Here is a 25,523-nt window from a genome sequence, read left to right on the forward strand (position 1 = left end):
TTTCTGACAATATATAATTATTCACATAGACTGGATTTTTCAGCAGATGGCGCCACTTTTTCATAGAAAATGTATCACCATAAAGTATAAAAAGAATTAAGCCATTTATAGTTTGAATTCCAAACGATTATTCCCTGTTTAATATTGAAAGTATATTTACAAAAAAAGATTGTTATAATCTTTTACTAAATAACCTATTAAAAAAAAAGGGGTTATTTTTATTTCTGAAGAAAGAACGAAGAAAATTGTAGTCAGCAACTTAACGAAGATCTTTGGTAAGCATCCAAAGAAAGCTTTGTCTTATGTTGAAGAAGGTCTTTCAAAAGATGAAATCTTCAACAAGACTGGTCAGACCGTAGGACTGTATAATGTGAGTTTTGATGTGTATGAAGGAGAAATTTTTGTACTTATGGGCCTTTCCGGGTCCGGTAAATCAACCCTTCTGCGTTGCCTAAACCGACTCATTGAACCCACATCCGGGTCGATACAGGTTGGTGAGGAAGATATTACAAAGGCGTCCAAGGAAAGACTTCGGTTGATCAGGGAAAAACAGATCAGCATGGTCTTCCAGAATTTCGCCCTTTTACCACACAGAACCATCATTGATAATGTTGCTTATGGTCTTGAAATACAGGATTTCTCAAAGGATGAAAGACATGAAAAGGCAGCAGTTGCAATCGAAACTGTTGGCCTGAAAGGTCATGAGTTCAGTAAACCATCCCAGTTGAGTGGAGGTATGCAGCAGAGGGTCGGACTTGCCAGAGCCCTTGCAACAGACCCGGAGATCCTCTTAATGGATGAAGCATTCAGTGCCCTTGACCCGCTTATCCGCAGTGAGATGCAGGATGAGTTGCTTGAACTTGAGGAAAAGATGCAGAAAACGATTGTTTTCGTATCACATGACCTGGATGAGGCCCTCAAGCTCGGTGACCGTATTGCCTTGATGAAAGATGGAGAAATTGCCCAGATCGGGACTGCCGAAGAAATCCTCACAAATCCTGCGAACGATTATGTCTCCAAATTCGTTGCCGGCGTGGATAAGACAAAGATCCTTACTGCTGAGAATGTAATGAAGAGGCCTGATCCAGTTGTTTCAATGAAATCTGGCCTACAAGTTGCCCTGAAACTCATGGAAAAGCACGGCATATCCTCCATATACGTGGTGGATAAAGCCAAGCGTCTCCAGGGATTCCTGAAAGTCGATGATGCGGTCCGAGCACAGAAAGCCGGAAAAACCATGGAAGATGTAATCATAAAGGAGTTCCCGAAAACTACAGTCGACACTCCACTACAAGACCTCATATCAATCCGGGCAGAAACTGACCAGCCAATTGCGATTGTTAACGAAAATGATAAACTTGTAGGCGTGGTCGTCAGAGGTAGTATTCTTGCTGCACTTAAGACCACTGAAGATGAAGAACAAGTTGAGGAGGTAGCACAATGATAGTACCACAACTCCCTATAGGAAGCGTTGTCGAATCTGCAGTCTATTGGATTAGTGATACTTTAGGCTTCATCCTTGATGCATTCAGTGCCCTTTTTGGATTTGTCATTGATATTTTCAAAGATGTACTAATGGCAATGCCACCTCTGTTGTTTGTTGTGTTGCTTGCAGCCCTTGCATACGTAATCGGTCGCAAGGACTGGAAACTTGCTTTAGGTACTGCCCTTGGATTCATAGTGATACTGAGTATGGACCTCTGGGAATATTCCATGGAAACAATCGCTCTTGTAATTTCGTCTGCTGCACTGGCTCTAATAATAGGTATTCCTTTGGGCATTCTTGCGGCAAAGAGTGAGACTCTTCACAGGGTATTGAGACCGATTCTGGATCTTATGCAGACTATGCCTTCGTTTGTTTACCTTATCCCAGCAGTTATTTTCTTTGGACTTGGTAACGTGCCGGGTATGATCGCAACAGTTGTGTTCTCCATGCCCCCTGCAATCAGGCTTACAACCCTTGGAATAACCCAGGTTCCTAAAGAACTGGTAGAAGTTGCCGATGCTTTTGGGTCAACCTCATGGCAAAAACTTATCAAGGTGGAAATACCTGTAGCTTTAAAAACAATAATGGCCGGAGTTAACCAGTGTATAATGCTTGCCCTTTCAATGGTCGTTATTGCCTCAATGATTGGTGCCCGAGGCCTTGGATATCAGGTATTGATAGGAATCCAGAGGGTTGATATAGGAGTCGGATTCGAAGCAGGGCTTGGAATTGTCATAATCGCTATTGTACTTGACAGGCTTACACAGCACCTTACACCAAAATAAGTGCTAAAGCCTTCATTCTTTTTATCCAATTAACACAGGAGGAATAATAGAAAATGGATAATAAATATAAAGCAGTAATAGTAGGAATTCTTTTAGTGCTTTCTCTCTTTGCTGCTGGTTGCGCCCAGCAGGGAGAAGAAGGCGATGATGGTGCAGATGAACAAAAAACCACGAGCATCGGCTATGTTATGTGGGACGGTGAAATTGCCAGTACCAACGTAATGAAAGAGGTCCTTGAACAGGCCGGTTACGACGTCGATATTATCGCTGTTGATGCAGGCCCACTATACCAGGGACTTGCAGACGGCCAGTTTGACTTTACAACATCCGCATGGCTTCCACAAACCCAGGCAAATTACTGGGAGCAGTATGGAGACCAGGTTGACAGCGTTGCTGTAAATCTTGAAGACTGCAGACTCGGTCTTGCAGTACCAACCTACATGGAAGATATTAATTCCATCGAAGACCTGAATGCAAACAAGGAGAAGTTCGATGGAAAGATCACCGGTATTGACCCCGGTGCAGGTATCATGCAGAACACAGAAGATGCAATCGACATGTATGGTCTGGAATATGACCTTGAAGCCAGCAGCAGTGCTGGAATGGCCTCTGCACTTGACGGTGCTTACAGGGACGAGGAACCAATCGTTGTCACCCTCTGGACACCTCACTGGGCATTCGGCAGATATGACCTGAAGATTCTGGATGATCCACAACAGGCCTACGGTGAAGCAGATCATGTAGAAACCCTTGCAAGACAGGGACTCGAGGAAGAAAAACCGGAACTCTATGCAATCATCAGCAGGTTCCACTGGACCCATGATGAGATTCAGACCGTAATGGCTGATATGGAAGACGGCATGGATGCCGAAGATGCTGCTGCAAAGTGGGTCGAAAACAATCCAGATAGAGTTAACGAATGGCTTGGAACTGAATAAGGGTAATTAACCCTTATTCCTGTTTTTTTATCGTTCCATCTATTTAATTTTTGGAAAAAAGAGGTGATTAGTTTGAGACATAATGTTTTGAAAGTTTTAGCATGCTTAGTGATAGCAATAGCCCTGATTGGTGCAGGTTGCACATCACAGGAAGAAAGCCCGACAGAAGAGCCAGTACGAATTGGAGTAGTCCAGTGGGATGACTCACGTGCAACTGGAAATGTATTTTTGCATATCCTTGATGAAGGAGGCCATGAATATGAGATTGTATCCGCAGATTTAGGAGGTCTATACCAGGCAACCTCACAGGGAGACATCGATGTCCTTATCCAAGCATGGTTACCTGCAACCCAGGCTTCCTACTGGGATCAATACGGAGACAGTCTGAACAAGGCACAGGTTGTGTCATCAGGTGCTAAAATTGGACTTGCTGTTCCAGACTACGTATATGATTCCGGAATTACCACCGTGGAAGACCTGAAGGGCAATGCCAGCAAATTCGATGGCAGAATAACTGGTATTGAGCCCGGTGCAGGAATAATGGTCACCACAGAGAAGGCCCTTGAAGAATACAACCTTGAAGAATATGAATTATATTCCAGCAGTACTGTGGGAATGGCAACCGAGCTTCAGGACAAAATGGACAATGAGGAATGGATCGTAGCTACCCTCTGGAGGCCACACTGGACATTCGCACGTATGGAAGGCCTGAAATTCCTTGAAGATCCAAAAGGAGTATATGGAGGAAGTGACAACCTTGTCATCCTCACAAGACCTGGTTTTGAAGAAGACAGACCAGAATTCTACCAGCTTATCCAGAACTATGAAATGGATCTTTCTGATATCGAATCAATAATGATTGATATCGATGAAGGACAATCTCCTGAAGAGGCTGCATCCAATTGGCTTGCCGAGAATCCTGAAAAGTACGATGAGGTACTTGGCACCCAGTGAGGATGACAATCCTCACTTACTTTTTTTATCCACAACCTTTAATAACTAGCATTCCCTTTAGAGTAACCGTATATCTAAGAAGGAATGGATACTTAATTTAGGTACCAGCATTGGATATATTTTAATTGTAACAATGGACCTGTGGAAGAATCAAACCCACTGCGCTTGTAATATAATCTGCTGCACTGGTCCTGCAATCCTGCTTATAAACCTGAGTATTACACAGGCACCAACAGAATTTGTCGATGTTGCCAATATTTTCGGCTCAACCCTGACAGAAACTTATAAAGGTAGATATCCCGGTTGCTCTTAAGACTATAATGGCCGGTGTTACCAGTATTTTATGCTGGCCTTTTCAATGTTTGTTATTGCTTCCATGATCGAAAACCTTTGCCTGACTTAGAAGGTGTTGATAGGAATCCAGCGAGTAGATTCGAGTTGGATTCGAAGCAGGACTCAGTATTGTGATTATAGCGATTGTCCTTGTCAGACTGACCCAGCACCTTACACCCAAATAAGGCCTGAAAAAGTCTTTTTACTTTTATCCAATAATAAAGGAGGAATAGAAAATATGGATAATAAATTAAAAATGATAATAATAGGAATAGTGTTAGTGCTTTCCCTCTTTGCTGCCGGATGTACGCAGCAAGAAAACGAAGATGCAGGCACTGAAGAAAAATCAGCAACCATCGGATATGTAATGTGGGATGACGCAATTGCAAATACCAATGTAATAATGAAAGTTCTCGAACAGGAAGGTTATGAAGTAGAAATAATAGCTGTCGATGCAGGCCCACTATACCAGGGACTTGCAGATGACCAGTTTGACTTTACCACATGTGCATGGCTTCCACAAACCCAGGCAAATTACTGGGAGCAGTATGGAGACCAGGTTGACAGAGTTGGTCCAAATCTTGAAGACTGCAAACTCGGTCTTGCAGTACCAACTTACATGAAAGACATTAATTCCATCGAAGACCTGAATGCAAACAAGGAGAAATTCGATGGTGAAATCACCGGTATTGATCCCGGTGCAGGAATAATGCAGAACACAGAAAATGCAATCGATATGTATGGTCTGGAATATGACCTTGAAGCCAGCAGCAGTGCCGGAATGGCATCTGCACTTGACGGTGCCTACAGGGACGAGAAACCAATCGTTGTCACCCTCTGGACACCTCACTGGGCATTCGGCAGATATGACCTGAAGATCCTGGACGATCCACAAAAGGCCTATGGAGATGGCGATAACATAGAAACACTTGCAAGACAGGGACTCAAGGAAGAAAAACCTGAACTCTATGCAATCATAAGCAATTTACATTATAACCACGAAGAGATTCAGACCGTAATGACCGACATTGAAGCAGGAATGAGTGCTGAAGAAGCCGCTGCAAAATGGGTCGAAAACAATCCAGACAGAGTTAATGAATGGATTGGAACTGAATAAGGGTAATTTAACCCTTATTCCTGTTTTTTATTAATAGTGGATATGAAATATATCTCAGCAGTATTGTAGAAATGACGACTGTACTGCAGGGTTCAATTGAAGGACAGGCCACTTTTTTCCGCAACCTTTAATAACTAGCATTCCCTCTAAAGTAATCCACATATTCAAATAATCAATATCATAGAGAGTGATAATTATGGGCAAAACAGGAAGTATTGAATGGGTAAAAATAAAGGGACGTAAAGGCAACACAATCAAAGTTAAAAAAGCCAGAGCTAACAAGGCACATACTGCACCTGCACAGAGGTATTCTTCTGCAGGTACAAAGAGGAGATTCAAAAGAAGATCCCAAAAAGCCATTGTTGGCTGATTTTCTTTTTTTATTATACTAATTTTTAGAATACAATTTTCAATAGGCTAACCGATATTCCCATTACAGCAATGTTTATATAGAACCACAAACATGTACAAACGACCTGTATGATGCAGGGAATATCAACTTGATGTATATAATACGGAGGTAAAAGTAATGGCAGGACAGATGGCTGGTGGACAGCCAATTTTTATTTTAAGAGACGGAAATCAGAGAACCAGGGGCAGAGATGCCCAGAGCAACAACATAATGGCTGCAAAAGCTGTGGCTGAAGCTGTCAGGACCACACTCGGACCAAAGGGAATGGACAAGATGCTTGTAGACTCCCTTGGTGACGTAGTAATCACAAATGACGGCGCAACCATACTCAAGGAAATGGACATTGAGCACCCTGCTGCCAAGATGATCGTAGAAGTTTCCAAGACCCAGGACGATGAAGTAGGAGACGGAACAACCACTGCTGCTGTGATCACCGGAGAACTGCTCAAAAAGGCAGAAGACATGATCGAGCAGGATGTACATCCAACAATCATCGCATCCGGATACAGGATGGCAGCTGAGAAAGCTGGCGAATTGCTCAAAGGACTTGCAAAGGATGTTACGATCGATAACAAGGACACCCTGATAAACATCTCCAATACTGCCATGACAGGAAAGGGTGCAGAGGCTTCCAAAGAAGTACTCAGCGAAATAGCTGTATCCGCTGTCGCAAGCATTGCAGACAAGACTGATGGCGAAAGCATCGACATCGACAATATAAAGGTAGAAAAGAAGGTCGGTGGCAGTATCGAGGATTCAGAACTCATTGAAGGAATGATCCTTGACAAAGAGCGTGTACATTCCAACATGCCAAAGAAAGTCACCGATGCAAAGATTGCACTTATCAACAGTGCCATCGAACTTAAGGAAACTGAAGTCGACGCGGAAATCTCCATCACCTCACCTGACCAGCTCCAGTCCTTCCTTGACCAGGAAGAAAAGATGCTCAAAGGTCTTGTAGATAAAGTCGTCGCAAGCGGTGCGAACGTTGTCTTCTGCCAGAAAGGTATTGATGACATGGCACAGCACTTCCTTGCAAAGGAAGGAATCTTTGCAGTCAGACGTGTCAAAAAGAGTGACATGGAAAAACTCGTACGTTCCACCGGTGGTAAACTGATTACCAACATCGAGGAAATGACCGCAGATGATCTTGGAAAGACCGAAACAGTGGAAGAAAGAAAGATTGCTGGCGACAACATGGTCTTTATTACCGGCTGTGTCAATCCAAGATCCGTATCTATCCTCCTGCGCGGCGGAACCGAACATGTAGTCGACAATATTGAAAGGGCACTCCATGATGCTCTGCGCGTAGTCGGCGTAGCCATCGAGGATGAAAAACTCGTAGCCGGCGGCGGCGGTCCAGAAGTTGAAGTGGCATTCCAGCTGCAGGATTACGCATCATCCCTCAGCGGCAGGGAACAGCTGGCAGTCAAAGCATTCGCAGAATCCCTTGAAGTTATCCCAAGGACTCTTGCAGAAAACGCAGGCCTGGATCCAATCGACATGCTTGTAGAACTTCGCTCCCACCATGAGAAGGGCGCCAAGACCGCCGGTCTTGATGTCTTCAGTGGAAAAGTCATTGACATGTGGGAAGCAGGTGTCGTTGAACCCCTGAGAATCAAGACACAGGCAATCAACGCTGCAGCAGAAGCATCTGTCATGATCCTGAGGATCGACGATGTAATTGCGTCCTCCAACCCATCCCCATCAGGCGGCGGTGGCGAAGGCGGCATGCCACCAGGCATGGGCGGCGGAATGCCACCAGGTATGGGTGGAATGCCTCCAGGCATGGGCGGAATGTAAAATAATTTGATACAACAGAGCGCTTTTGCGCTCTGCTTTTTTTATATTTTATTCAGGAATCCAGTTCCAATCCTACAGGACAGTGATCTGAACCGGTCACTTCACTTAAAATAAAAGCTTCTTTTACACACTGTTTTAGATCAGTACTTACAAAAAAGTAGTCCAGCCTCCAGCCCACATTACGTTCCCGTGATCTGGTTTTCAAATCCCACCAAGTATAATTACCGTCATTTGAATTGAAAAGCCTGAAAGTGTCAAGGAAACCACGGGAGAGAAATTTGTCAATCCATTTCCTTTCCACAGGAAGAAAGCCTGAACGTTTCTCATTTTGTTTTGGTCTTGCAATATCAATAGGTTTGTGAGCGGTGTTCAAGTCTCCACATATGACTACAGAATAACCCTCATGTATTAATCCCTGTATATATTCCAGAAAAGCCTCATAGAAATCCATTTTATACTGAAGTCGCTCATCCGAAGAATTACCATTGGGAAAATAAATGTTAAAAAGTACGAAGTGCTCGTAAAAAGCAATCAGGATACGTCCTTCATGATCAAATCGGTTTATACCAAAACCATAACGTACCTCTAGTGGTTGGACCTTACTGTAAAAGGCAACACCGCTATAACCCTTCCTTTCAGCAGCACTGAAATAGCTATAATAACCATCTATGCGCCTGATCTTCGAAGGGAGCTGGGAAGGGCGGGCTTTTGTCTCCTGCAAGCACAGGACATCAGGTGATTCAGAATCCATCCATTCCAGAAAACCTTTTTTAGCAACTGCCCGCAAACCATTGACATTCCAGGAAAACAGTCGCAGATTTATTCCTCCTCATTTATCGCAGGAGAAATACCTATATCGACAGCCCTAATAGTAGCAATTACTTCATCCTCCTCATCGATATCCAGATTTCCCAAATCCTTTTCTCCCATTATAGAAGTTAATACTGCAGAATCAAATTCAAGCTGAATTCTGGAGATTCCATCAGAAGATTCTACTTTCCTGACCTTACAGGCAATATTGTTGATCTCACCCACATTTTCAGAGGATAATTCCTCCTCCACCATCCTGTCAACATAATCCCGATTCAGTTCATATTGATTAATCAGGTCCCTTCCATACTCTGTAAGAAAAGTACCCTGCTCTTTACCTCCCCTTACAGTCCTTACAACATCGTGTCCGATTCTCAAATTCATCTTCTTCAATATATTCCAGGCATGTTTATAGGAAATCTGGAGTTTTTCGCAGGCTTTTTTCAGGGATTTCTCTTCATCTATAGCCTTCAATAGACGCACTTTGCCGGCACCAATCACAGGTTTGCCCTCATGTGTCAGCCAGACCTTTGTACGGGTTTCCAGAATATCAACCCCCAATACATTTAATTACATCATCTGCAGGATAGTTCAGACGAATAATACGGGTTCTGCCCCGCATACCTTCACCCGAAAATGAAACATCCAGGTAATGCGAATCTTTTAATTTGTTCACCAATCCATAAAACCGGGTGTATCCCAATTCATTATTCTCATTGAAAAGTTCGTAAAGTTTGCCTGCTTTGATTTCATCATTTTCAGCAACAAGCCGCAGAATCTTTTTTTCATAATCTGTAAGGGATGATATGTTACGCCTCAGATGCAAAAGACGTGATGATTCATAGGCACGGGACACGTCGTCCTCTGAAATGTTTTTGCTTGCCCTTTTTTCTGCATTCAGGCCTGATCTCTTGAGTAGATCGATACCAACACGCAGATCACCGGTCACATCTACATAATTGACTATTTTTTCCCTGACTTCCTCCGGCACTACCTCCGGATAAAAAGCCAGCTGGATTCGGGAAGAAATGATGTCTCCTACTTCGTCATAAGAATAAGGAGGAAATTCAATCTCTTCAGGCAGGAATACAGAACTCACCTTTGGATCAAACCTGTAAAGTTTTCCCGTATCACTTACAATCGCAATCACACCCATTTTCACACCGGGATACTGTTCATGGGCTCGTAGTATGGAATACATGATCTCATCGGCATGTCCGCCGTGGAATAAATAATTGATATCATCCAGACACACCACCATTACCTTGTCCTTTTCGATAAGTTTCAGGACTATCTTTTCAAAAAGTTTCCTGAAGGCTACCCCGGAAGACGGAGGATCTATATTGAAAAGTTTGCGATATATGCGTGAAACAACAGCAAAGCGAGTGGAATCCATCTGGCAATTGATCTTAACCAGCACCACATCCGAGGTATGTGCTTCTATTTCTTCGAAAACCTTCAATACAGCACTGGTTTTACCAGTGCCGGGTGGACCATAAACAAGACAATTAATAGGCCTCATACCTTTTACTGCAGGTTTTAAGCTATAGATGAGAGATTGTAGCTGAGAATCCCGGTGCATAAATTGTTCGGGAAGATAATCCAGCTCCAGTACGATGGGATCTCTGAAAATTGTCTCATCCCAGAGAAGCATATTATTTTTCATATACCTGACTCCTAAACCTAGTATAAAATTCCCCTGTAAATATAATAGCTTTTTTGCAGGGCTATTTGGAATCCTTTATATATTTGCTCACCTATGGGTGATTGGTTAACGTATGAAATGCAGGAGAGGAAGACCAAAATGCCCCCGCAGGATACGGGCAGAGCCCAATGTTATGTGCTTTAAACCCTGCGGAATACCAAGGTCTGAAGTTGAGGTAGTAGACCTCGCATTTGAGGAACTGGAGGCCATCCGACTTGTGGATGTGGATGAGCTGACACAGGAAGAAGCCGCCCTTGAGATGGGAATTTCCAGAAGGGCTTTCTGGGAAGAACTGAAAAATGCGAGAAAAAAAGTCGCCAGAGCTCTTGTTGAAGGGCAGGCCATAGATATCAAAGGCGGAAATTACACTACTGAATAAATGGAGTCATTAAAATGAGTCAAAACATACAGTCAGCTGAAAGTCTGGTAAATTCCAAAGTTGAAGAGCCAAAACTCGTATCGAATCTGCGTGGAATAAGAAACAAGCTCATGGTAATGAGTGGCAAAGGCGGTGTAGGAAAGAGTACCGTTTCAGCAAATCTCGCTGCAGCCCTTGCCAGGCGCGGGAAAAAAGTAGGACTGCTTGACAGTGATATTCATGGACCAAGCATTCCCACAATGTTTGGAATCACTGACCAGAGACCCGAAGTAGGAGAAAAGGGCATTCTTCCCGTACAGGTTGCCGATAACCTCAAGGTCATGTCCATAGGTTTATTGCTGGACGATCAGGATTCCCCCGTGGTCTGGAGAGGGCCTGCCAAGATGGGAGCCATAAAACAGTTCCTTGAAGAAGTTGACTGGGGAGTACTGGACTACCTTATCATAGACCTGCCTCCGGGCACAGGAGATGAACCATTGAGCATAGTACAGTTGCTGGGCAAGGTCGATGGTGCCATCGTTGTCACAACTCCCCAGGATGTAGCACTTACAAGTGTAAGGAAATCCCTGAAATTTGCAGAAATGCTGGAAGTACCCGTAATTGGAATGGTCGAAAACATGAGCGGTGTAATCTGCCCCCACTGCAATGAAGAAATACAGGTCTTTGGCGGAGAATCTGTAGAAAAGGCTGCAAAAGATTTCAACACCCCCATACTTGCCACATTGCCTATCGAACCCGATGTTTCATCATCAGGGGATAAAGGAGATGTATATGTCAATGATGATAAATCCATCTGGAAAGAAAAGTTCGATTCAATTGTTAATTCTGTGGAAGAAAAGTTCAACTAATCTTCCTTTCTATTTTTAAGGGCAAGGGGATTTTTATGGAAAATAAAGAGATAAGTGACAAACTCAAGGAAATACTGCAACTAAAATACGAACCGGTAGCCGTGAAATTGGTTAAAAAGGGCGAAGATATTCCTGCAGACTTTAACCAACCCGAGAAAAAAACCCGCCATTGTCAGTCTATTATGAAAGCAAGGACCGGCGAATGTCTTGTGATACCGGCAGATAAACATGCATGCGTGGTAGGTGGTTCCAGTCTGGGACTTTTAGAAACACCTGACAATGTAAGAAGCGGGGAATTCCACTCCAAAATCGGCATGTTCGATACACCTCAAGCAGCTGCTAAGATGATAGAGGAGAGGGCAGAATTCGAGGAATGCAGCATGCAGGCAACAGTAGTTTGTCCTCTTGAAAAGGCTGACTTTAAGCCCGATGTAGTGGTTCTGGTCGATCTCCCGGAAACCCTTTACTGGATTGTACCAGCATTTACTTTTGAAAAGGGAGGAAGGGTTACCCTGAGCACAGCACCGTTCCAGGCCACCTGCGTGGATTCAACGATAATTCCCATCCAGACCGGCGATGTAAATTTTTCCATGGGATGTTTCGGCTGTCGCAGGACAACTGATATAGGCAGGGATGAAATGCTTGTGGGAATTCCGGGCCCAATTCTTGAAAATATAGTAGAGCATCTTGAAAAACTCTATGAAAAGCCTATCAGAAAAGCCAGGGGATTGTAAGATTCAGGCAAAGGAAATTAAATATAACGATGCGGTAAGCAGAGGGCTTGATTGGCTGGATGAAAGTCAGCCTGGCACCCTCAAGGAATATGCCAGAAGCACAACAGCCAGCTACCTCTGGGGAAGGGGATATACCCTTACAGCCACCCTCATAAAAGAGATTCACAGGCCACAATCTTTCAGGGAAATTTGCAGAGGTGTATCAGCCCTTGCCACAATGGGGATTTACTATCCTGCAGTTACCCATTCTATCAAAACCAAACAGAAAGATGGCAATTTAAAAGATATATATGATAGAACATATGCCCTGATTGCTCTTGCAGATCTCGAAGTGTCCTGTCCAGACGAATGCCAGAAAATCATAAAGGATTTTGATAGTACATGGGAACATCCCGGTACAATTGCATTGATAATAATTTGCCTCATAAAACAATCCAAACTGACAGGAACAGACCACACTGATTTTACACGGGAAAAAACCGATTGGTTATTGTCCCGGATACAGGATAACGGTGGCTGGAAATTCACAACAACCAGCAATCTTGTTATGCAGGCACTGATAATTGCCGGTCGCTCAGGCGAAATAGACCAATCTATCAAGTGGTTACTTAAAAAACAAAATGATAACGGTAGTTGGGGCAAAAATAACGGAGATATTACGGCTACTGCACAGTCATTGATTACTCTTGCTCTGTATATCAATGCTTAAAACAGAAGGGCTAAAATACAAGCCATTTATAATATTGGAAACATGAATGAAGACAATGAGAACAACATGAAATTCCATCCACAGAGCAATACCTATATTCTCCGGAAAAAATCCTATTTTGAGCAAAATGTAAGCCTGGATGGAAATCTCATTACAGGACCAGATACTAATTTCTGGAAAAACCTGAAGGTTGCCGGCAACGTAGAACTGGGTAAGGGTACAGTTGTGAGGGGCAGCCTCCATGCAGAGGAAGTTATACTGGGCCCTGGTTGCAGGATTGACGGGGATATTCACGCCAGCAGGAATGCGACCCTGCTTGATCGTTGCACAATCAATGGCCACGCCACTACAGATGGCTGGATGAAAGTACGGCCTGGTTGCAATATAAAGTTTGTAAGAGCTAAAAAAGAACTGGAACTTGTGGGTAAAGTCAATGTTGAAAGTATAGAATCAGGTACCAAAGTAATCGTACATTCTGAATGAATTATTTATTTTCTTCAGCCAGCATATTCAGCAGACTGTTACGCAGTTTATTTGCAGAGGTACTTGTCCTATCCCTGGGCCGGGGCAGATCGACATCAACCATTTCCTTTATTCGCCCGGGCCGGGAAGTCATAACAGCAATCCTGTCGGAGAGATAGACTGCTTCATCCACACTGTGTGTTACAAAAAGAATTGTTATCTTTTTAGCTTCCCATATCTGTAACAGTTCCTGCTGGAGTTTATTGCGTGTCTGGGCATCAAGGGATCCAAAAGGCTCATCCATAAGTAAAACTGCAGGATCATTTGCAAGGGCCCTGACAATAGCAATCCTTTGTCTCATTCCTCCTGAAAGTTCGTAAGGATAACTGTCCCTGAAATGCTCAAGTCCTACAAGCCTCAGATATTCTTCAGCAATCTTCCTGGATTCTTTCCTATCCATACCACTCATGTCCAGACCAAATGTCACATTATCCATGACTGTTCGCCAGGGGAACAGGGAATATTCCTGAAAGACCATACCCCTGCGAGGATCGGGAGAGGTTATCGTTTCGCCATCCAGTAGAATCCGGCCCGAATCCGCCCTGTCAAGTCCGGCAACAATTCTCAAAAGGGTAGTTTTTCCGCAACCTGATGGACCGATGATACAGACAAACTCACCATCTTTCACCTCAAAATTCACATCTTTAAGGGCATCGGTAGCCTCACCTTTATCCTTTTCAAAACTCTGTCCCACATTCTCAATCACAAGCCGGCCCATTTAAACAACGACTCCTTTTCTCCATTTGAGCAATTTCCCGTCCACATACCAGCGGAAAACACGATCTATCAAAAGTCCCAAAAAGCCCAGAATGAGCATGTAGACCAGCACAAAATCCATCTGGTGCAGATAATAATGCCACCATATCTTGTATCCCAGACCGTTTTTACTGACACCGAACATCTCAGCTGCTACCAGACACATCCAGCCAACACCCATCGCAATTCTTATGCCTGCGGCTATAGAGGGCAGTGAATAGGGTAGTGCAATATAACGAATAAGAGAGGTGCTTTTCATACAACCCAGCACCTTACCGGCTTCTACATAAACTTTTGAAACACTCTTGAAACCGGTCAATGTATTGATAATAATTGGGAAAACGGCCCCTACAAAAACTACAAATCCGGCAGATATGTGAGTCAGACCAAACCACACAATTGCAAAGGGAATCCATGCAAGAGGAGGAATCGGACGCACAATCTCAATCAGAGGATCTGCTACCCTGTCTGCATTATGGAACCATCCCATTGCAACCCCTATTGGGATGCCTATAACCAGAGCCGAAATGATACCTATTCCAAAGTGCAGCAGACTTATCATAAGATCGGTGAACAGAACTCCCCTTTCGATTATTGTGATGAAAGCATAAACTACATCGGTAAAACTTGGAAGAATGAAGGTATTCCCGATAACAAAATCAGCTATAAGTTGCCATATAATAATGGCTGTTACCAGAGAAATGATTTCTATGCCTTTTTTTGAAACCGGTTTGGTTTTCATGATACCTCCGGAAATGTGTGGAGGAATTGCCTCCACTTCCGGCGACCTATAATCAACAGGTCTTTAAAAAGGTTGCTGTTTATTTTACTCAGTTATGGCCAGTTCATAGAAACTCATGTCGAATATATCTTCCTGGGTGAATTCCTCATCGACATAACCAAGTTCATACTGGACCTGTGCATAATCCACAGTGGAATCTGCAATTATGGCAGGATCGGCAATCCACTGGCCATCCCATTCATCTATGGAAGTACGGACTACATTAACATCCCAGCCCTGCTTATCTGCAAATATCTGTGCAGCTTCGTCCTGGTTTTCAAGATTATAATCTGTGGCTTTTATATGGGTTTTTACAATCTCGGCCACCATGTCCGGATGATTGCGTATAAGGTCGCCACTTACAACAAGCACACAGCATGCATGGTTGGGAAGCATTTCCCCTGAAGGTACAACTGACCTGCCGTTGCCTTCCTGTTCAATCAGGGTTGGAGCAGGATGGGGCAGGAATGCAGCATCAATCTGGCCTGCAGAAATTGCAGAAATAGCATCACCGGGACCCATTGCCTTTATGTCAACATCGTTGTCCGGATCAATACCATTATCTTTCAACCAATCACGCAGAATTGTATCCTGAATTGTACCTGGCGGGAACGTTGCGATGCTCAATCCCTTGAGATCTTCGGGACCTTCATAGGGATGTTCAGGACGCAGGATAAGATCGGAACCCTGGGAATTCACGCCTGCAACTACTTTGGCATCAAGACCGTTACTCAAGGCTGATACGAATGGTGCAGCGCCTACATAGGCCACATCCAGGTCGCCTGCAAGCATTGCCTGCATTTCGGGAGCACCGGTTGGGAATTCATATTCTTTCACTTCTTCCACACCATAGGAAGCAAGATCCTCTTCCCACCATCCTTTTTCCCTTGCTGTCATATAGGAAAGCTGATGGGTACTGGGTTGATAACCTATGTTAAGAGTAGTCACGTCGGCAGTCTCTTCTGTGCCATCTCCATCCTGAGAAGCACAGCCTGCAAGGAAGACAGAGGCTGCCACAACAAGTATGAGGATTAGTATTTTACTGATTTTTTTCATTACGATCCACCTTTTTATATTTATCACTATAGTCTACTATATAGTCAATTTTGTAAATGTCACCGAGACATTATTTAAAACTTGCCTTTTATCGTCATATTATGTCCTAAAAGTATTAATACACCATCCATCATTCCCTTTTAATGCTATAAATAAATGGAGATAGGAAAATGAGTATTGCAGACAAAGTTATCGAATCAGCATTTGAATCCGATGAAGCGTTCCAGCATACTTTATTGAAGGTCATAAAGGAAGACCTGGGTCTTACAGCTATAGAATTTTCCGAGCATTCCTCCATTCCACCAAGTACCCTTTACAAACTTATGTCCGGAAACCGGGAACCCAATTTACGTACGATGCGCCAGATCGTGAAAACCATAAAGAAACTTGAAGGATATGAGGGCGGAGAATTCATAGCCGTTATAGCCTCCCGGCCGGTACTGGATAATATTAAAGAGACAAAAAGGAAAATTCACGGGAACCTGTGCACCATACGAGAATATGCGGCTACGTCCATGGAAGAAGCTATCATTGCAGCTGTGCGGGCTGAAAGGGAAGGAGCAAGGGCTCTTGTTTGCGCACCTATTGTAAGCCCTACAGTGGAAAAAATTATCAAAATACCTGTATCCACCATTATGCCAAAGGATAGTCTTCTCGAAGCAATCGAGAATGTGGCACGAAAAATGGAAATGGAATAAAAAAAGAAGACAAGAGCGCTTTTGTAAGCGCTCATATTCTGGTTTTACCTGCCCAGCATGGAACGCAGGGATTCTGCGATCTCAGCGAATTTGGCAGTTCCGCCTGTGGCAAATACGTAGGCTGCACCTCCACCAACTACAAGGAGAATGCCTCCGAGCACATACCATACAATACTGGTTCCCTCTTCCACATCCATTGTTGTTGACAGGCCGCCTGCCTTTACAAGATAGGTACCCGGTTCACCTGCAGTAGAGGTGAATTCTATGGTTGTGGAATTGTTCTGTCCAAGGGTGATTTCCTGACTGTCTGTCACATTGTCGTTGATCGATAACTCGACAGTGTAACTGCCTTCTGCATTACCTGTATTGATGGAATCAAGCATTACAGTGAATTCCTCACCGGCAGTGGCAGGAAGCGGATCAATCCTCAGATTACTGAATTCGAAATTTGCTGCCAGTTCATTGACCTTGATGTTCAATTCTGCATCAAGGTAGCCATCCGCCTTGGCTTCCAGCTTGTGGGTACCGGGCTCTTTTGGATTGTAGGTTATCGTGCCGTCCTCGTCGGTTTCACCCAGGGATTGGCCGTCAAAGAATACCTCGGCATCCTCCAGTGGTTCAGAACCGATCGCCTTGACCACAGAGATGGTTATCGGCGTACCCTCAAAAACTTCCTCAGGGGAAACTTCGATACTGATCTTTTTGCTTTCATCATCAGGAGATATTACTTCAAAGTTGCCTTTTGATGAAACATAACCTTCCTTTTGCGCAGTTGCAGTAAACTTACCGGCGTCATCAGCATCATACTCGAACACACCTTCATTTGAAGTGGTTCCTACCCTGTCACCATCAATAAGTATTGATGCATCCCTGATAGAAGCCCCACGGGATGTTACTGTGAAAGTGATTTCCTCACCTTCAACAACCGTGGTTGGTTCGATGTCAATGTCCAGAGATTCAGCGGGTTCTGTTTCCACTTCAACGAATGGGTAGTAACGGACTTCATTACTGTCAGCAACCTTGAACTTGATCTCACCCATGATGTCGATGGTGTCTCCTTCATCAAGATCGATGTCATCTTCATTTTCAAGGACAATGCTGTCACTTGTACTTTCAACTGTCATTACACCAAAGTCGTCTCCATCTTCAACTTCCAGGTAATCCTCGGATATCTGGAAGATACCTTCGACAAATACAGCACTGGTTTCGGTACCACTGAATATTTCATCAAAATGAACGACGATTATTGGTACATCATCTTCACTACCAAGATCCTTTTCATAGACATATTCATCATCGGAAGATACTATAGCTGACTCAATATTATCGCCATCCTGGGTCAGCTGAATCATTACCCTGTCACCGTTGACATCAATTTCCCGGATGCTGAGGGCATAACCTTCTTCCAGAATCAGGGAAGAGCCTGTATAGACCGATTTTTCATCGTCATCGTCTATAAGAACTTTCGATAGCTGGCCGTTTGACATGAGATCGGAATCATAGGTTTCATCTCCGAAATCACTGTCATCATATCCAGCGAAATATTTCTCGGCCATGAAACCTATCACATTATATTTACCCCAGTTATTGTATTCGAAATCTACAGATACAGGAGTGGCTTCATAGGTAAGATTACCTTCATCAATTGAACGTCCATCGTATTTCACAGTAAGGGATTCACTGCTCAGCCCCTCATCTATGTCATAATAGAAACCCTCAAAGTTCAATGGAGTCCAGATGAATCCTTCATCTTCAGCAATGGTACCCCTGAGTTCATAGGTACCGGGTTCGGACATGTCAACAAAGGGTGCAAATCTCAATACATCATCGTCTGCTACTATGAATTTGAGTTTGCCCATGATGTCAATTATGTCACCTTCGTCAAGATTGATATCGTCTTCATTTAACATCTTGATTTCATTAGCACCAACGTTGTCAATTTCCATTTCACCGAATTCATCTCCTTCATCGATTTCCACATAGTCATCGGAAATCTGGAAAATACCGTCTATGAAAACAGCGTTTGTCTCGGTACCACTGAATACATCATCAATGTGTACTACAATTATGGGCACATCATCCACGCCTCCAAGGTCCTTTTCATAAACATAGGTTTCATCGGAGGAAAGGATTGCATCATCCACTTCGTCCCCATCCTGAGTAAGGCTTATCCATACACTGTCTCCATTAACATCCACCTGTTTGATGTTGAGAGAATAGCCCTCTTCAAGAGTGAGAGATGATCCGGAGTAGATGGATTCGTCATCGTCCGTATCCAAAAGAACCTTCGAGAGGATGCCATCTGACATCAGGCTGAGAGTATAGGCACCATCGCCGAAATTACTGGAATCATAACCGGCGAAATAACGCTCTGCCATGAAGCCTATTATCTGATAACCTCCCCAAGCATCTTGTTCAAAATCTTTGGGGATAGGTTTTGTGATATAATTAAGCTTACCTTCCTTTATTTCACGATTAGAAGCATCAATAGTTATTTCCATGGTCTCTGAAGTGTCACCTGTGTCAAGATCATAGTAGAAACCGGAGAAACTGCGACCATCCCATGTGTAAGTAGTTGACTGATTTCCTTCTTCCCATATGCGGTTACCCCATTCGTAAGTGGCAGAATGAGTCGTGGTAGTATTTGATACCTCATTTTCGTTAACGTTACCACTTGTGTCAACGGTCTTTACTTCAATAGTATATTCTGTATCAAAGTCTAAATCCGTTGCATTGTATTCGGAATTGGAACTATTTATCTCAAAAACACCATCAAAATATATTTCTGTGTGATTGAAATCGCCATCTGAGGGGTTATCCCAGGTCCATTTTATCCAAGTAGTTCCTACTTCAGCAGCTGATAGAGAAGATACAGGAGAAGGAGGGGTTGTGTCAGAATTTGTTGTAGATGTTTGATTTACCCAAGTGGAATTTACGTTGCCACTTGTATCAACAGTACGTATGCTTATGTCGTAAGAAGTATCTGAATCCAATCCTGTTGCATTGTATTCAGGATTGGAACTATTTATCTCAAAAACACCATCAAAATATATTTCTGTGTGATTGAAATCAGAATCAGATGGATTAGTCCAGGACCATCTTATCCAGTGTTCAGAAGTTGTATTGTCTAAATCCTTAATACTAGCCGGAGGGGTGGAATCCGGCGATAGTGTAGTAGCTGTATCATTAACCCATGTAGAATTTATATTTCCACTTGTATCAACAGTATGTGTACTTATTTCATAATCACTTCCAGGATCCAGAGAACTATTTGTATAGGACTCTGAGGAAGTATTTGTTTGCCAAGTATCATTAAGATAAATCATGACATAATCAAAATCAGAATCTAGAGGATTATCCCAAGACCATGTAATTTCCTCCAAACCAACGTTGCTTTCATTCAAATTATTAATGCTAGCTGGTGGAATTATATCATCAGTAGTTGCAGTATCATTATTCCATTCAGACAGATTTCCTCCATTATCAACAGCACGTGTTGAAATCTCATATTCCTTGTCTGAGTCTAAACCAGTAGCATTATAAAATTGATCTGTCACACTATCTTCAAAAGTACCATCAATATACACAGAAACATTACTGAAATTAGTTTCAGCAGGATTATCCCATGTCCAGTTTATCCAAGTAGTTCCTGTATCAGATTCATTAAGATTACTAACACTTGAAATTGCGGATGCACTCCCACAAACAACTCCAAATATCAGTAAACTAGCTATAATTAATTTAAATCCGGTTTTCATACCATAATCTCCTTTGTAATCATATCTGATCAGATGTTCCTATATGTAAATAACCTTTTCGATTAATAGCAAAGTTTGCCCCATCTTTGCCAACCAAGCTAATACCCGCGTCAATGTCAACAATTTCTCCTACAACAGTTAAATAAGATTCGGCCTGTAACGCCTCGAACATATCTTTGGAAACCGTTACCAATAACTCGAAATCTCCTCCTGAATACAGAGCCATTTCCAGGGCCTCTTTCTCACTTGAAGCAATCTCAGAAACACGCCTGTCTACTGGCAGCAACTCTTCCCTCAGGACAAATCCCACTTCATTGACCGAGGCAAGATCATACAGCGACAGTGCCAGCCCGTCACTGGTATCCATGGCAGAGGTCACAGCACCGCTTTTTGCAAGCATCCTGCCCTCGGCAATCCGGGGCACGGGTTCCAGAAGGGGTTTCATGAAATCATAATCAACATCCATATTTTTCAGGTACGCCTCCAGGGCTGCCCCTGCTCCTCCAAGGGTGCCGGTAACACAAACCAGATCTCCCGGTTTTGCCCCTTTGCGGGTGAGAAGTTCTTCTTTGGAAACCCTGCCCAGAGCAGTTCCCGTGATGGTAAGTTCCTCATGGGAATCCACATCCCCTCCGATTACAGAAGTTTCGCAGAATTCTGCACAATCCCGCATTCCCCGGGCGATTTCCCCGGCGTCTTCCAGAGACATGTTTTGGGGGTAGCCCACCGCAGCAAGCAAACCCAGAGGCTGGCCACCCATTGCAGCAATATCACTGAAATTCACCGCAGCAGCCATCCAGCCGATCTGCCAGGGAGTCATCGTATCGGGAAAATCGGTTTTTTGGTGCAACATGTCCGTAGTAACTACAAGGTACTCCCCGCCAAATTCAAGGACCGCACAATCATCATCTCCGGCAGGCACACTCAATTCCCTGTTACCCCTGCCAAAGATCGAAGACAGCTGTGCAATAAACGCACGTTCATCAATATCCTTTATCGTTGATACCATCGAAACCTCCGGAGATATCCAATGCCCGTCCTCGTATGAATATCAGCAATACGAATGTTCTGGTTTATCAAATCAGAAGGCATCGGAAAAAGCCAGAAACACGCCTGCAAATCAAGTACCTGCAGGACAGGCAATGATTCAGCAGGTACGCTTCTCAGAAACATACCTTATAAAAGGTACTGCCGGCACATATAAAGAACTTACTTAAACTACAGACTGGTTTGAAGTTATTTTTTCACAGCCGTTTTTGCCTGTACGTATAAAGACATTATTCAGGAAAGGAGTTGCAGCATGACCCAGGGATAAAAGTTCATCCCGATTCAAGGGTGACAGATCCCTCAGCTTCCCGTCCATTGAATGTTCCGTTTCACCCTGCTGGATAAAATAAGGGACATCGCTGCCAGCACATTTTACAATAGAAGAAGCAATCGATTCAATATCTTCAGGTTTATCCATAAAACCCGGCAGCACGGTTGTCCTTAATTCCTGCAGGAGTTTGTTCTCTGCAGCCAGTTTTATGGAACGTTGTACATTATTCACAGCATCTGCCGGTGAAATTGTCACAGAAGGATAGGAACCATAACCAATCATCCTGCCATAATCCCCGGCATTTTCAAGAGAGGCTTTAACATCGATGAAAACACCATCAACCAATTCATTTTCAATAAGATCTTCCAGAACATCAACGTGTACACCATTGGTATGTAACCCGACCAGAAGTCCCATATCCCGGGCCATTTGAGCGATTCCGGAAACTGCCTGCTCCTGCTGCAGGGGTTCACCACCGGAGATTACCACAGAACTCACAAAAGGACGGGAAGTTTCCATTAACTGTTTTATCTGGGAACTTTCAACCAGCTCATAACCATTCAAAATAGAATAGTTCTGGCAGTAGGGACACCTGAAAGGACAGTCCCTTAAAAAGAAAACTACGGAAGCCTTGCCCGGCCAATCGAGGGTAGAAAGGGGGACATAGTCCCCAAAATTTACCTCGAAATCTTTAACGCATGTCAGGGGAGCCATATCTCATCCTATCCGCAAGTTCTTGTTTCTTGGCAGCATTCCATCCGCCTACAGACTGGATATAACCGGTAACCCTGGAAAGGTGCTCCACATTATCGGAATTACAATTTTCACAACTGTCCTGTAACCCGGACATCATATGGAAATCATTCATACAGACGGTCATATCTTTTGTAAAAGCAAAGTAGCCGGTCTGGGTGTTGCGTGCAAGATGCATTGTAAAGTCTTTCAGTCCCTTTGCATCGGGAGAACCTTCACCTAGCCAGATGTGCATGATATTACCTCCATCAACAATAGGGAAGAACACATGCTCTACATTGATCCGCTCCATCAGGGACAAGTCTGCGCCCGGTGGTGCATGTGTACCGTTGGTGTAATAGACAGGCAAATCGTGTGTTTCCTTGAGTCTGGCAACCGAGGATTCCACATCTCCCTTGAGGACCGAAGCAGCCTTTTCCCTGTATTCATCATGAAGCAGGTCTGAAACACCAAATCTCTGACAGGTGGTTTCAGCGGGCGTCCGTGCAAGAGCTATCTCAACCCCATGCTCCTCTGAAATCTTGCGGGCATGCATTTCCATTTCTGTCATTGCCCTGACTGCAACCTTGAAAGCCTCTTTTGACTCATGCATCTGGGAACCTGTATGATACTGGACCATCTCATTGATACCCACCACACCGATGGTAAACACAAGACTATCCATATCAACAGCAACAGCGCCTTTCTTGCCGGTAACCGGATCCTTGGGCTGCTGGGTGGCAAAGGGCATCCTGCCGGATTCGATAATAGGGGTCATCCATTTAAGTTTGGTATGGAACACTTCAATTGCCCTGTCCATCAAACCCTTAAGCTTTGCGAATAGTTCCTCATCATCGCCCTGTGCCTCGTAGGCAGCCCTTGGGCAATTCAGGGAAACAACCTGCCAGGAACCCATGGAAAAGTGTTTTCCGTCCTTGAAGTTGAGCTTTTCTTCAAATTCATCATCATCTTCTGCATTTGCAGAAAACTGATAGGCACAGCACTGGTAACAGGAGATCCCTTCACCTGCTCCCCTGTAAGGAGGAAGCTGGTTATCAAAGTAAGGAGTGCCAAACTTGGCGGTAAGTTCGAACGTCAGGTTATAAAGATCATCATAGGTCGGAAGTTCTGGATGAGCACGATTGAACATCTCGTCCTCTTCCATGAAATCAGGCTCAATGGAAATCTCCGGTTTGGGGAAATTAAAGGGTTTACCCCAGTAGTCACCTTCAAGCATGACATTCATAAGCGCCTGGAAGCCAAGACGGACCTCCCTTTCATACTCACCATAGACCCTAACGTCACTACCATCCGAGCCATCCCAGACATGTCCGCGATAGACTACAGGTTTATCTCTCCAGAGTTTTGGAACCCCGGGAGAAAGCTGTACGGAGGAAAAGACAAGCTGTCCTCCCCGGGCCACCATCATCTGAGTCATCTCATAAACGAACATCTGCATCAGCTGTTCGATCTCCTTGTATGACTTACCCTCTAAAAAGGGCGCAAGGAATGTAAGGAAATTATAAAATCCCTGACCTCCGGCAAAATTCGTCTGGGCACTACCCAGAGCTTTTACCGCATGAAGAACTGCAACTTCAGCTTTCATTGCAGGACCTGCAACACTGGCCTTGGCACCGGAACCATCCGGCATGAGTCCATAATAGAAGAAATATCTCAAATCCCAGTCCTGACAGAAAGCCCGGGTTCCCATGTATTCCAGGTCATGGATATGCAGATCACCATTAAGGTGAAGGTCGGAAAGTTTGGGTGGCAGAAGTAAAAGATACTGTTCCTTGGAGATCTTGTCGGCCTTTTTCTTGTGAGAGGTTTCCGCATTCTCCTGGAGATTGGCATTTTCCTTGGCTTCAAAGCCGGTACCCATATCGATCTCGCAGGCATCATAAACAGGAGTACCTACCCTGGTGGAAATATTACGCCATTCCACATCATTGCGCTCAATCAGGACCATATTAACAACTTCCCTGATAAGCGGGCCGGAGAGGAACCTTAGATTCATACTACGAATCCTTTTTTCCGTTTCCTTTGCTATACCAAGGGCCTCATCCCGGGTGATAGCCGGTATACCATGGAAACGTTCACTGAGAGAGGTTTCTTTTAGCAGCTGGTTTACAACGATATTGCGATCCCATTCAACCATGTGTCCGTCAGTGGTCCTGACTTTAGGCATTATTGAAACAAAACTCCCGTCAAGAGTCTGCTGTCTTGGAGATGATTCGGAAGTCGTGTCAACAATATTGGACGAAGGGATGGTGTCCTCAGGGACACCGCTTATATCGGTATTTTTTACTTTCTTATCAATTTCTTCTGCCATAGAATCCATATTAAGCCCCCATTTAATTTAGTAAATCCTGAAGGACATCCATATCCACATCACTACCTTTGAATATATTGTCAGATGTGAGGAAATCATCCCCTATCTGCAATACAGGTGCTTCACTTGTAAAGACACCATTTATGCGCAGTTCTGTAAGTGCTTCCGCAGATGTCATATCTGCTTCTTCAAACTGTACATTATTCTCTTTTAGCGTCGCTTTCAGACGGGCACATTTCGGGCAGACATCGGTGGTATAGATAATAATTTCAGACATGATACTCCATCCTTGTAACAATAAACACCATCAGGAGAGCCAAAGAAGATAGAACGGAATCAACAATCATAAATCCAGTTCCGATTTCCCCTAAACAACTGACTTCCCGCAGTAAGTAGATACGAAATAGGATTCATTCATTTATAATGCTTTTTCACCCTATGTCTGGATACACTGAAATGTGATTGATAACAAATATGATATACAATAAAATAGTCTAAATATTCTGAATTTAGTTTATTATCCGACCTGGTAACAAACAAAAAAAAGGAAGTTTCCA

General features: G+C 43.7%; 24 protein-coding genes. 13 read left to right on the forward strand and 11 right to left on the reverse strand.

The annotated features are described in order from the left end of the window. The first annotated feature begins 295 nt into the window (after positions 1–295). The 7 genes from BHR79_RS01840 (at position 296) to thsA (ending at position 7,828) form a co-directional block, all read left to right on the forward strand. Positions 296–1,444, forward strand: coding sequence for a quaternary amine ABC transporter ATP-binding protein (locus tag BHR79_RS01840; protein WP_083432986.1), 1,149 nt, complete (start codon positions 296–298; stop codon positions 1,442–1,444). Next, positions 1,441–2,271 carry an ABC transporter permease gene (locus BHR79_RS01845; protein WP_072560653.1) on the forward strand — a complete coding sequence of 277 codons (831 nt, stop codon included), beginning with the start codon at positions 1,441–1,443 and terminating at the stop codon, positions 2,269–2,271. The genes BHR79_RS01840 and BHR79_RS01845 overlap by 4 nt, the downstream gene beginning before the upstream one ends. 53 nt (positions 2,272–2,324) lie before the next feature. After that, entirely contained in the window at positions 2,325–3,209 is an 885-nt protein-coding gene (locus BHR79_RS01850) for a glycine betaine ABC transporter substrate-binding protein (RefSeq protein ID WP_072560655.1), read from the forward strand. A 72-nt stretch (positions 3,210–3,281) separates the two neighbouring features. Then, positions 3,282–4,163 carry a glycine betaine ABC transporter substrate-binding protein gene (locus BHR79_RS01855; RefSeq protein WP_159429222.1) on the forward strand — a complete coding sequence of 294 codons (882 nt, stop codon included), beginning with the start codon at positions 3,282–3,284 and terminating at the stop codon, positions 4,161–4,163. 571 nt (positions 4,164–4,734) lie between these two features. Then, complete coding sequence (locus BHR79_RS01865) at positions 4,735–5,613, forward strand: glycine betaine ABC transporter substrate-binding protein (protein ID WP_072560660.1); 879 nt, start codon at positions 4,735–4,737, stop codon at positions 5,611–5,613. A gap of 196 nt (positions 5,614–5,809) precedes the next feature. After that, a complete protein-coding gene (locus tag BHR79_RS10625) occupies positions 5,810–5,983 on the forward strand; it encodes a DUF5350 domain-containing protein (protein WP_158008567.1) in 174 nt (57 codons plus the stop codon). 159 nt (positions 5,984–6,142) lie between these two features. Next, complete coding sequence (gene thsA, locus BHR79_RS01870; RefSeq protein ID WP_072560662.1) at positions 6,143–7,828, forward strand: thermosome subunit alpha; 1,686 nt, start codon at positions 6,143–6,145, stop codon at positions 7,826–7,828. A 52-nt stretch (positions 7,829–7,880) separates the two neighbouring features. On the opposite strand, the gene xth is transcribed toward thsA, so the two are convergent. The 3 genes from xth to BHR79_RS01885 are packed head-to-tail and all read right to left on the reverse strand — an operon-like array spanning position 7,881 to position 10,304. Then, positions 7,881–8,651: an exodeoxyribonuclease III gene (gene xth / locus BHR79_RS01875; RefSeq protein WP_322787703.1), complete on the reverse strand. Its 771-nt coding sequence runs from the start codon at positions 8,649–8,651 to the stop codon at positions 7,881–7,883. Continuing rightward, positions 8,648–9,199: a winged helix-turn-helix domain-containing protein gene (locus BHR79_RS01880; RefSeq protein ID WP_234970369.1), complete on the reverse strand. Its 552-nt coding sequence runs from the start codon at positions 9,197–9,199 to the stop codon at positions 8,648–8,650. The genes xth and BHR79_RS01880 overlap by 4 nt, the downstream gene beginning before the upstream one ends. Further along, positions 9,189–10,304, reverse strand: coding sequence for an ORC1-type DNA replication protein (locus BHR79_RS01885; protein WP_072560666.1), 1,116 nt, complete (start codon positions 10,302–10,304; stop codon positions 9,189–9,191). Before BHR79_RS01885 ends, BHR79_RS01880 begins: the two co-directional genes overlap by 11 nt. Positions 10,305–10,416: 112 nt before the next feature. Here BHR79_RS01885 and BHR79_RS01890 point away from each other — a divergent pair, with 112 nt between their 5' ends. From BHR79_RS01890 to BHR79_RS01910, 5 genes are read left to right on the forward strand one after another with little or no spacing between them, the layout of a single operon-like run. Further along, positions 10,417–10,722: a DUF134 domain-containing protein gene (locus tag BHR79_RS01890; RefSeq protein WP_072560668.1), complete on the forward strand. Its 306-nt coding sequence runs from the start codon at positions 10,417–10,419 to the stop codon at positions 10,720–10,722. A 14-nt stretch (positions 10,723–10,736) separates the two neighbouring features. Beyond that, positions 10,737–11,570 carry an Mrp/NBP35 family ATP-binding protein gene (locus tag BHR79_RS01895; protein ID WP_200796353.1) on the forward strand — a complete coding sequence of 278 codons (834 nt, stop codon included), beginning with the start codon at positions 10,737–10,739 and terminating at the stop codon, positions 11,568–11,570. A gap of 35 nt (positions 11,571–11,605) precedes the next feature. After that, positions 11,606–12,304, forward strand: coding sequence for a DUF169 domain-containing protein (locus BHR79_RS01900; RefSeq protein ID WP_072560672.1), 699 nt, complete (start codon positions 11,606–11,608; stop codon positions 12,302–12,304). Next, positions 12,270–13,013, forward strand: a complete 744-nt coding sequence (locus BHR79_RS01905) for a prenyltransferase/squalene oxidase repeat-containing protein (protein WP_083432988.1) — start codon at positions 12,270–12,272, stop codon at positions 13,011–13,013. The genes BHR79_RS01900 and BHR79_RS01905 overlap by 35 nt, the downstream gene beginning before the upstream one ends. Before the next feature lie 42 nt (positions 13,014–13,055). Next, a complete protein-coding gene (locus BHR79_RS01910) occupies positions 13,056–13,496 on the forward strand; it encodes a bactofilin family protein (protein WP_072560674.1) in 441 nt (146 codons plus the stop codon). A 1-nt stretch (position 13,497) separates the two neighbouring features. On the opposite strand, the gene BHR79_RS01915 is transcribed toward BHR79_RS01910, so the two are convergent. The 3 genes from BHR79_RS01915 to BHR79_RS01925 form a co-directional block, all read right to left on the reverse strand. Next, the gene (locus tag BHR79_RS01915; RefSeq protein WP_072560675.1) at positions 13,498–14,253 is read right to left on the reverse strand and encodes an ABC transporter ATP-binding protein; all 756 of its coding nucleotides are present in this window, start codon (positions 14,251–14,253) and stop codon (positions 13,498–13,500) included. Next, the gene (locus BHR79_RS01920) at positions 14,254–15,033 is read right to left on the reverse strand and encodes an ABC transporter permease (protein ID WP_072560676.1); all 780 of its coding nucleotides are present in this window, start codon (positions 15,031–15,033) and stop codon (positions 14,254–14,256) included. An 84-nt stretch (positions 15,034–15,117) separates the two neighbouring features. Further along, positions 15,118–16,128, reverse strand: a complete 1,011-nt coding sequence (locus tag BHR79_RS01925; RefSeq protein ID WP_072560677.1) for an ABC transporter substrate-binding protein — start codon at positions 16,126–16,128, stop codon at positions 15,118–15,120. 170 nt (positions 16,129–16,298) lie between these two features. Between BHR79_RS01925 and BHR79_RS01930 the strand changes: the two genes are divergently transcribed. After that, entirely contained in the window at positions 16,299–16,826 is a 528-nt protein-coding gene (locus tag BHR79_RS01930; protein WP_072358882.1) for a helix-turn-helix domain-containing protein, read from the forward strand. A gap of 44 nt (positions 16,827–16,870) precedes the next feature. On the opposite strand, the gene BHR79_RS01935 is transcribed toward BHR79_RS01930, so the two are convergent. From BHR79_RS01935 to BHR79_RS01955, 5 genes are all read right to left on the reverse strand, one after another. Beyond that, the gene (locus BHR79_RS01935) at positions 16,871–20,584 is read right to left on the reverse strand and encodes an S-layer protein domain-containing protein (protein ID WP_072560678.1); all 3,714 of its coding nucleotides are present in this window, start codon (positions 20,582–20,584) and stop codon (positions 16,871–16,873) included. A gap of 19 nt (positions 20,585–20,603) precedes the next feature. Then, positions 20,604–21,593: a thiamine-phosphate kinase gene (gene thiL, locus BHR79_RS01940; protein WP_072560679.1), complete on the reverse strand. Its 990-nt coding sequence runs from the start codon at positions 21,591–21,593 to the stop codon at positions 20,604–20,606. Positions 21,594–21,797: 204 nt separating this feature from the next. After that, positions 21,798–22,616 carry an anaerobic ribonucleoside-triphosphate reductase activating protein gene (locus BHR79_RS01945; protein ID WP_072560680.1) on the reverse strand — a complete coding sequence of 273 codons (819 nt, stop codon included), beginning with the start codon at positions 22,614–22,616 and terminating at the stop codon, positions 21,798–21,800. Beyond that, positions 22,594–24,822 (reverse strand): anaerobic ribonucleoside-triphosphate reductase, encoded by a 2,229-nt coding sequence (gene nrdD, locus BHR79_RS01950; protein WP_234970392.1) that lies wholly within the window; start codon positions 24,820–24,822, stop codon positions 22,594–22,596. Before nrdD ends, BHR79_RS01945 begins: the two co-directional genes overlap by 23 nt. A 166-nt stretch (positions 24,823–24,988) precedes the next feature. After that, positions 24,989–25,243 (reverse strand): glutaredoxin family protein, encoded by a 255-nt coding sequence (locus tag BHR79_RS01955; protein ID WP_072560682.1) that lies wholly within the window; start codon positions 25,241–25,243, stop codon positions 24,989–24,991. Between the last annotated feature and the right edge of the window lie 280 nt (positions 25,244–25,523).

Source organism: Methanohalophilus halophilus (assembly GCF_001889405.1).
Lineage (GTDB): Archaea > Halobacteriota > Methanosarcinia > Methanosarcinales > Methanosarcinaceae > Methanohalophilus > Methanohalophilus halophilus.

Coding starts and splice junctions, on each gene's coding strand:
- BHR79_RS01935 (WP_072560678.1), bottom strand. CDS start 20,584: ATGAAAACCGGATTTAAATTAATTATAGCTAGTTTACTGATATTTGGA.
- BHR79_RS10625 (WP_158008567.1), top strand. CDS start 5,810: ATGGGCAAAACAGGAAGTATTGAATGGGTAAAAATAAAGGGACGTAAA.
- BHR79_RS01890 (WP_072560668.1), top strand. CDS start 10,417: ATGAAATGCAGGAGAGGAAGACCAAAATGCCCCCGCAGGATACGGGCA.
- nrdD (WP_234970392.1), bottom strand. CDS start 24,822: ATGCCTAAAGTCAGGACCACTGACGGACACATGGTTGAATGGGATCGC.
- BHR79_RS01925 (WP_072560677.1), bottom strand. CDS start 16,128: ATGAAAAAAATCAGTAAAATACTAATCCTCATACTTGTTGTGGCAGCC.
- BHR79_RS01895 (WP_200796353.1), top strand. CDS start 10,737: ATGAGTCAAAACATACAGTCAGCTGAAAGTCTGGTAAATTCCAAAGTT.
- BHR79_RS01945 (WP_072560680.1), bottom strand. CDS start 22,616: ATGGCTCCCCTGACATGCGTTAAAGATTTCGAGGTAAATTTTGGGGAC.
- thsA (WP_072560662.1), top strand. CDS start 6,143: ATGGCAGGACAGATGGCTGGTGGACAGCCAATTTTTATTTTAAGAGAC.
- BHR79_RS01865 (WP_072560660.1), top strand. CDS start 4,735: ATGGATAATAAATTAAAAATGATAATAATAGGAATAGTGTTAGTGCTT.
- BHR79_RS01955 (WP_072560682.1), bottom strand. CDS start 25,243: ATGTCTGAAATTATTATCTATACCACCGATGTCTGCCCGAAATGTGCC.
- BHR79_RS01915 (WP_072560675.1), bottom strand. CDS start 14,253: ATGGGCCGGCTTGTGATTGAGAATGTGGGACAGAGTTTTGAAAAGGAT.
- BHR79_RS01920 (WP_072560676.1), bottom strand. CDS start 15,033: ATGAAAACCAAACCGGTTTCAAAAAAAGGCATAGAAATCATTTCTCTG.
- BHR79_RS01900 (WP_072560672.1), top strand. CDS start 11,606: ATGGAAAATAAAGAGATAAGTGACAAACTCAAGGAAATACTGCAACTA.
- BHR79_RS01905 (WP_083432988.1), top strand. CDS start 12,270: ATGAAAAGCCTATCAGAAAAGCCAGGGGATTGTAAGATTCAGGCAAAG.
- BHR79_RS01910 (WP_072560674.1), top strand. CDS start 13,056: ATGAATGAAGACAATGAGAACAACATGAAATTCCATCCACAGAGCAAT.
- BHR79_RS01930 (WP_072358882.1), top strand. CDS start 16,299: ATGAGTATTGCAGACAAAGTTATCGAATCAGCATTTGAATCCGATGAA.
- thiL (WP_072560679.1), bottom strand. CDS start 21,593: ATGGTATCAACGATAAAGGATATTGATGAACGTGCGTTTATTGCACAG.
- BHR79_RS01850 (WP_072560655.1), top strand. CDS start 2,325: ATGGATAATAAATATAAAGCAGTAATAGTAGGAATTCTTTTAGTGCTT.
- BHR79_RS01885 (WP_072560666.1), bottom strand. CDS start 10,304: ATGAAAAATAATATGCTTCTCTGGGATGAGACAATTTTCAGAGATCCC.
- BHR79_RS01845 (WP_072560653.1), top strand. CDS start 1,441: ATGATAGTACCACAACTCCCTATAGGAAGCGTTGTCGAATCTGCAGTC.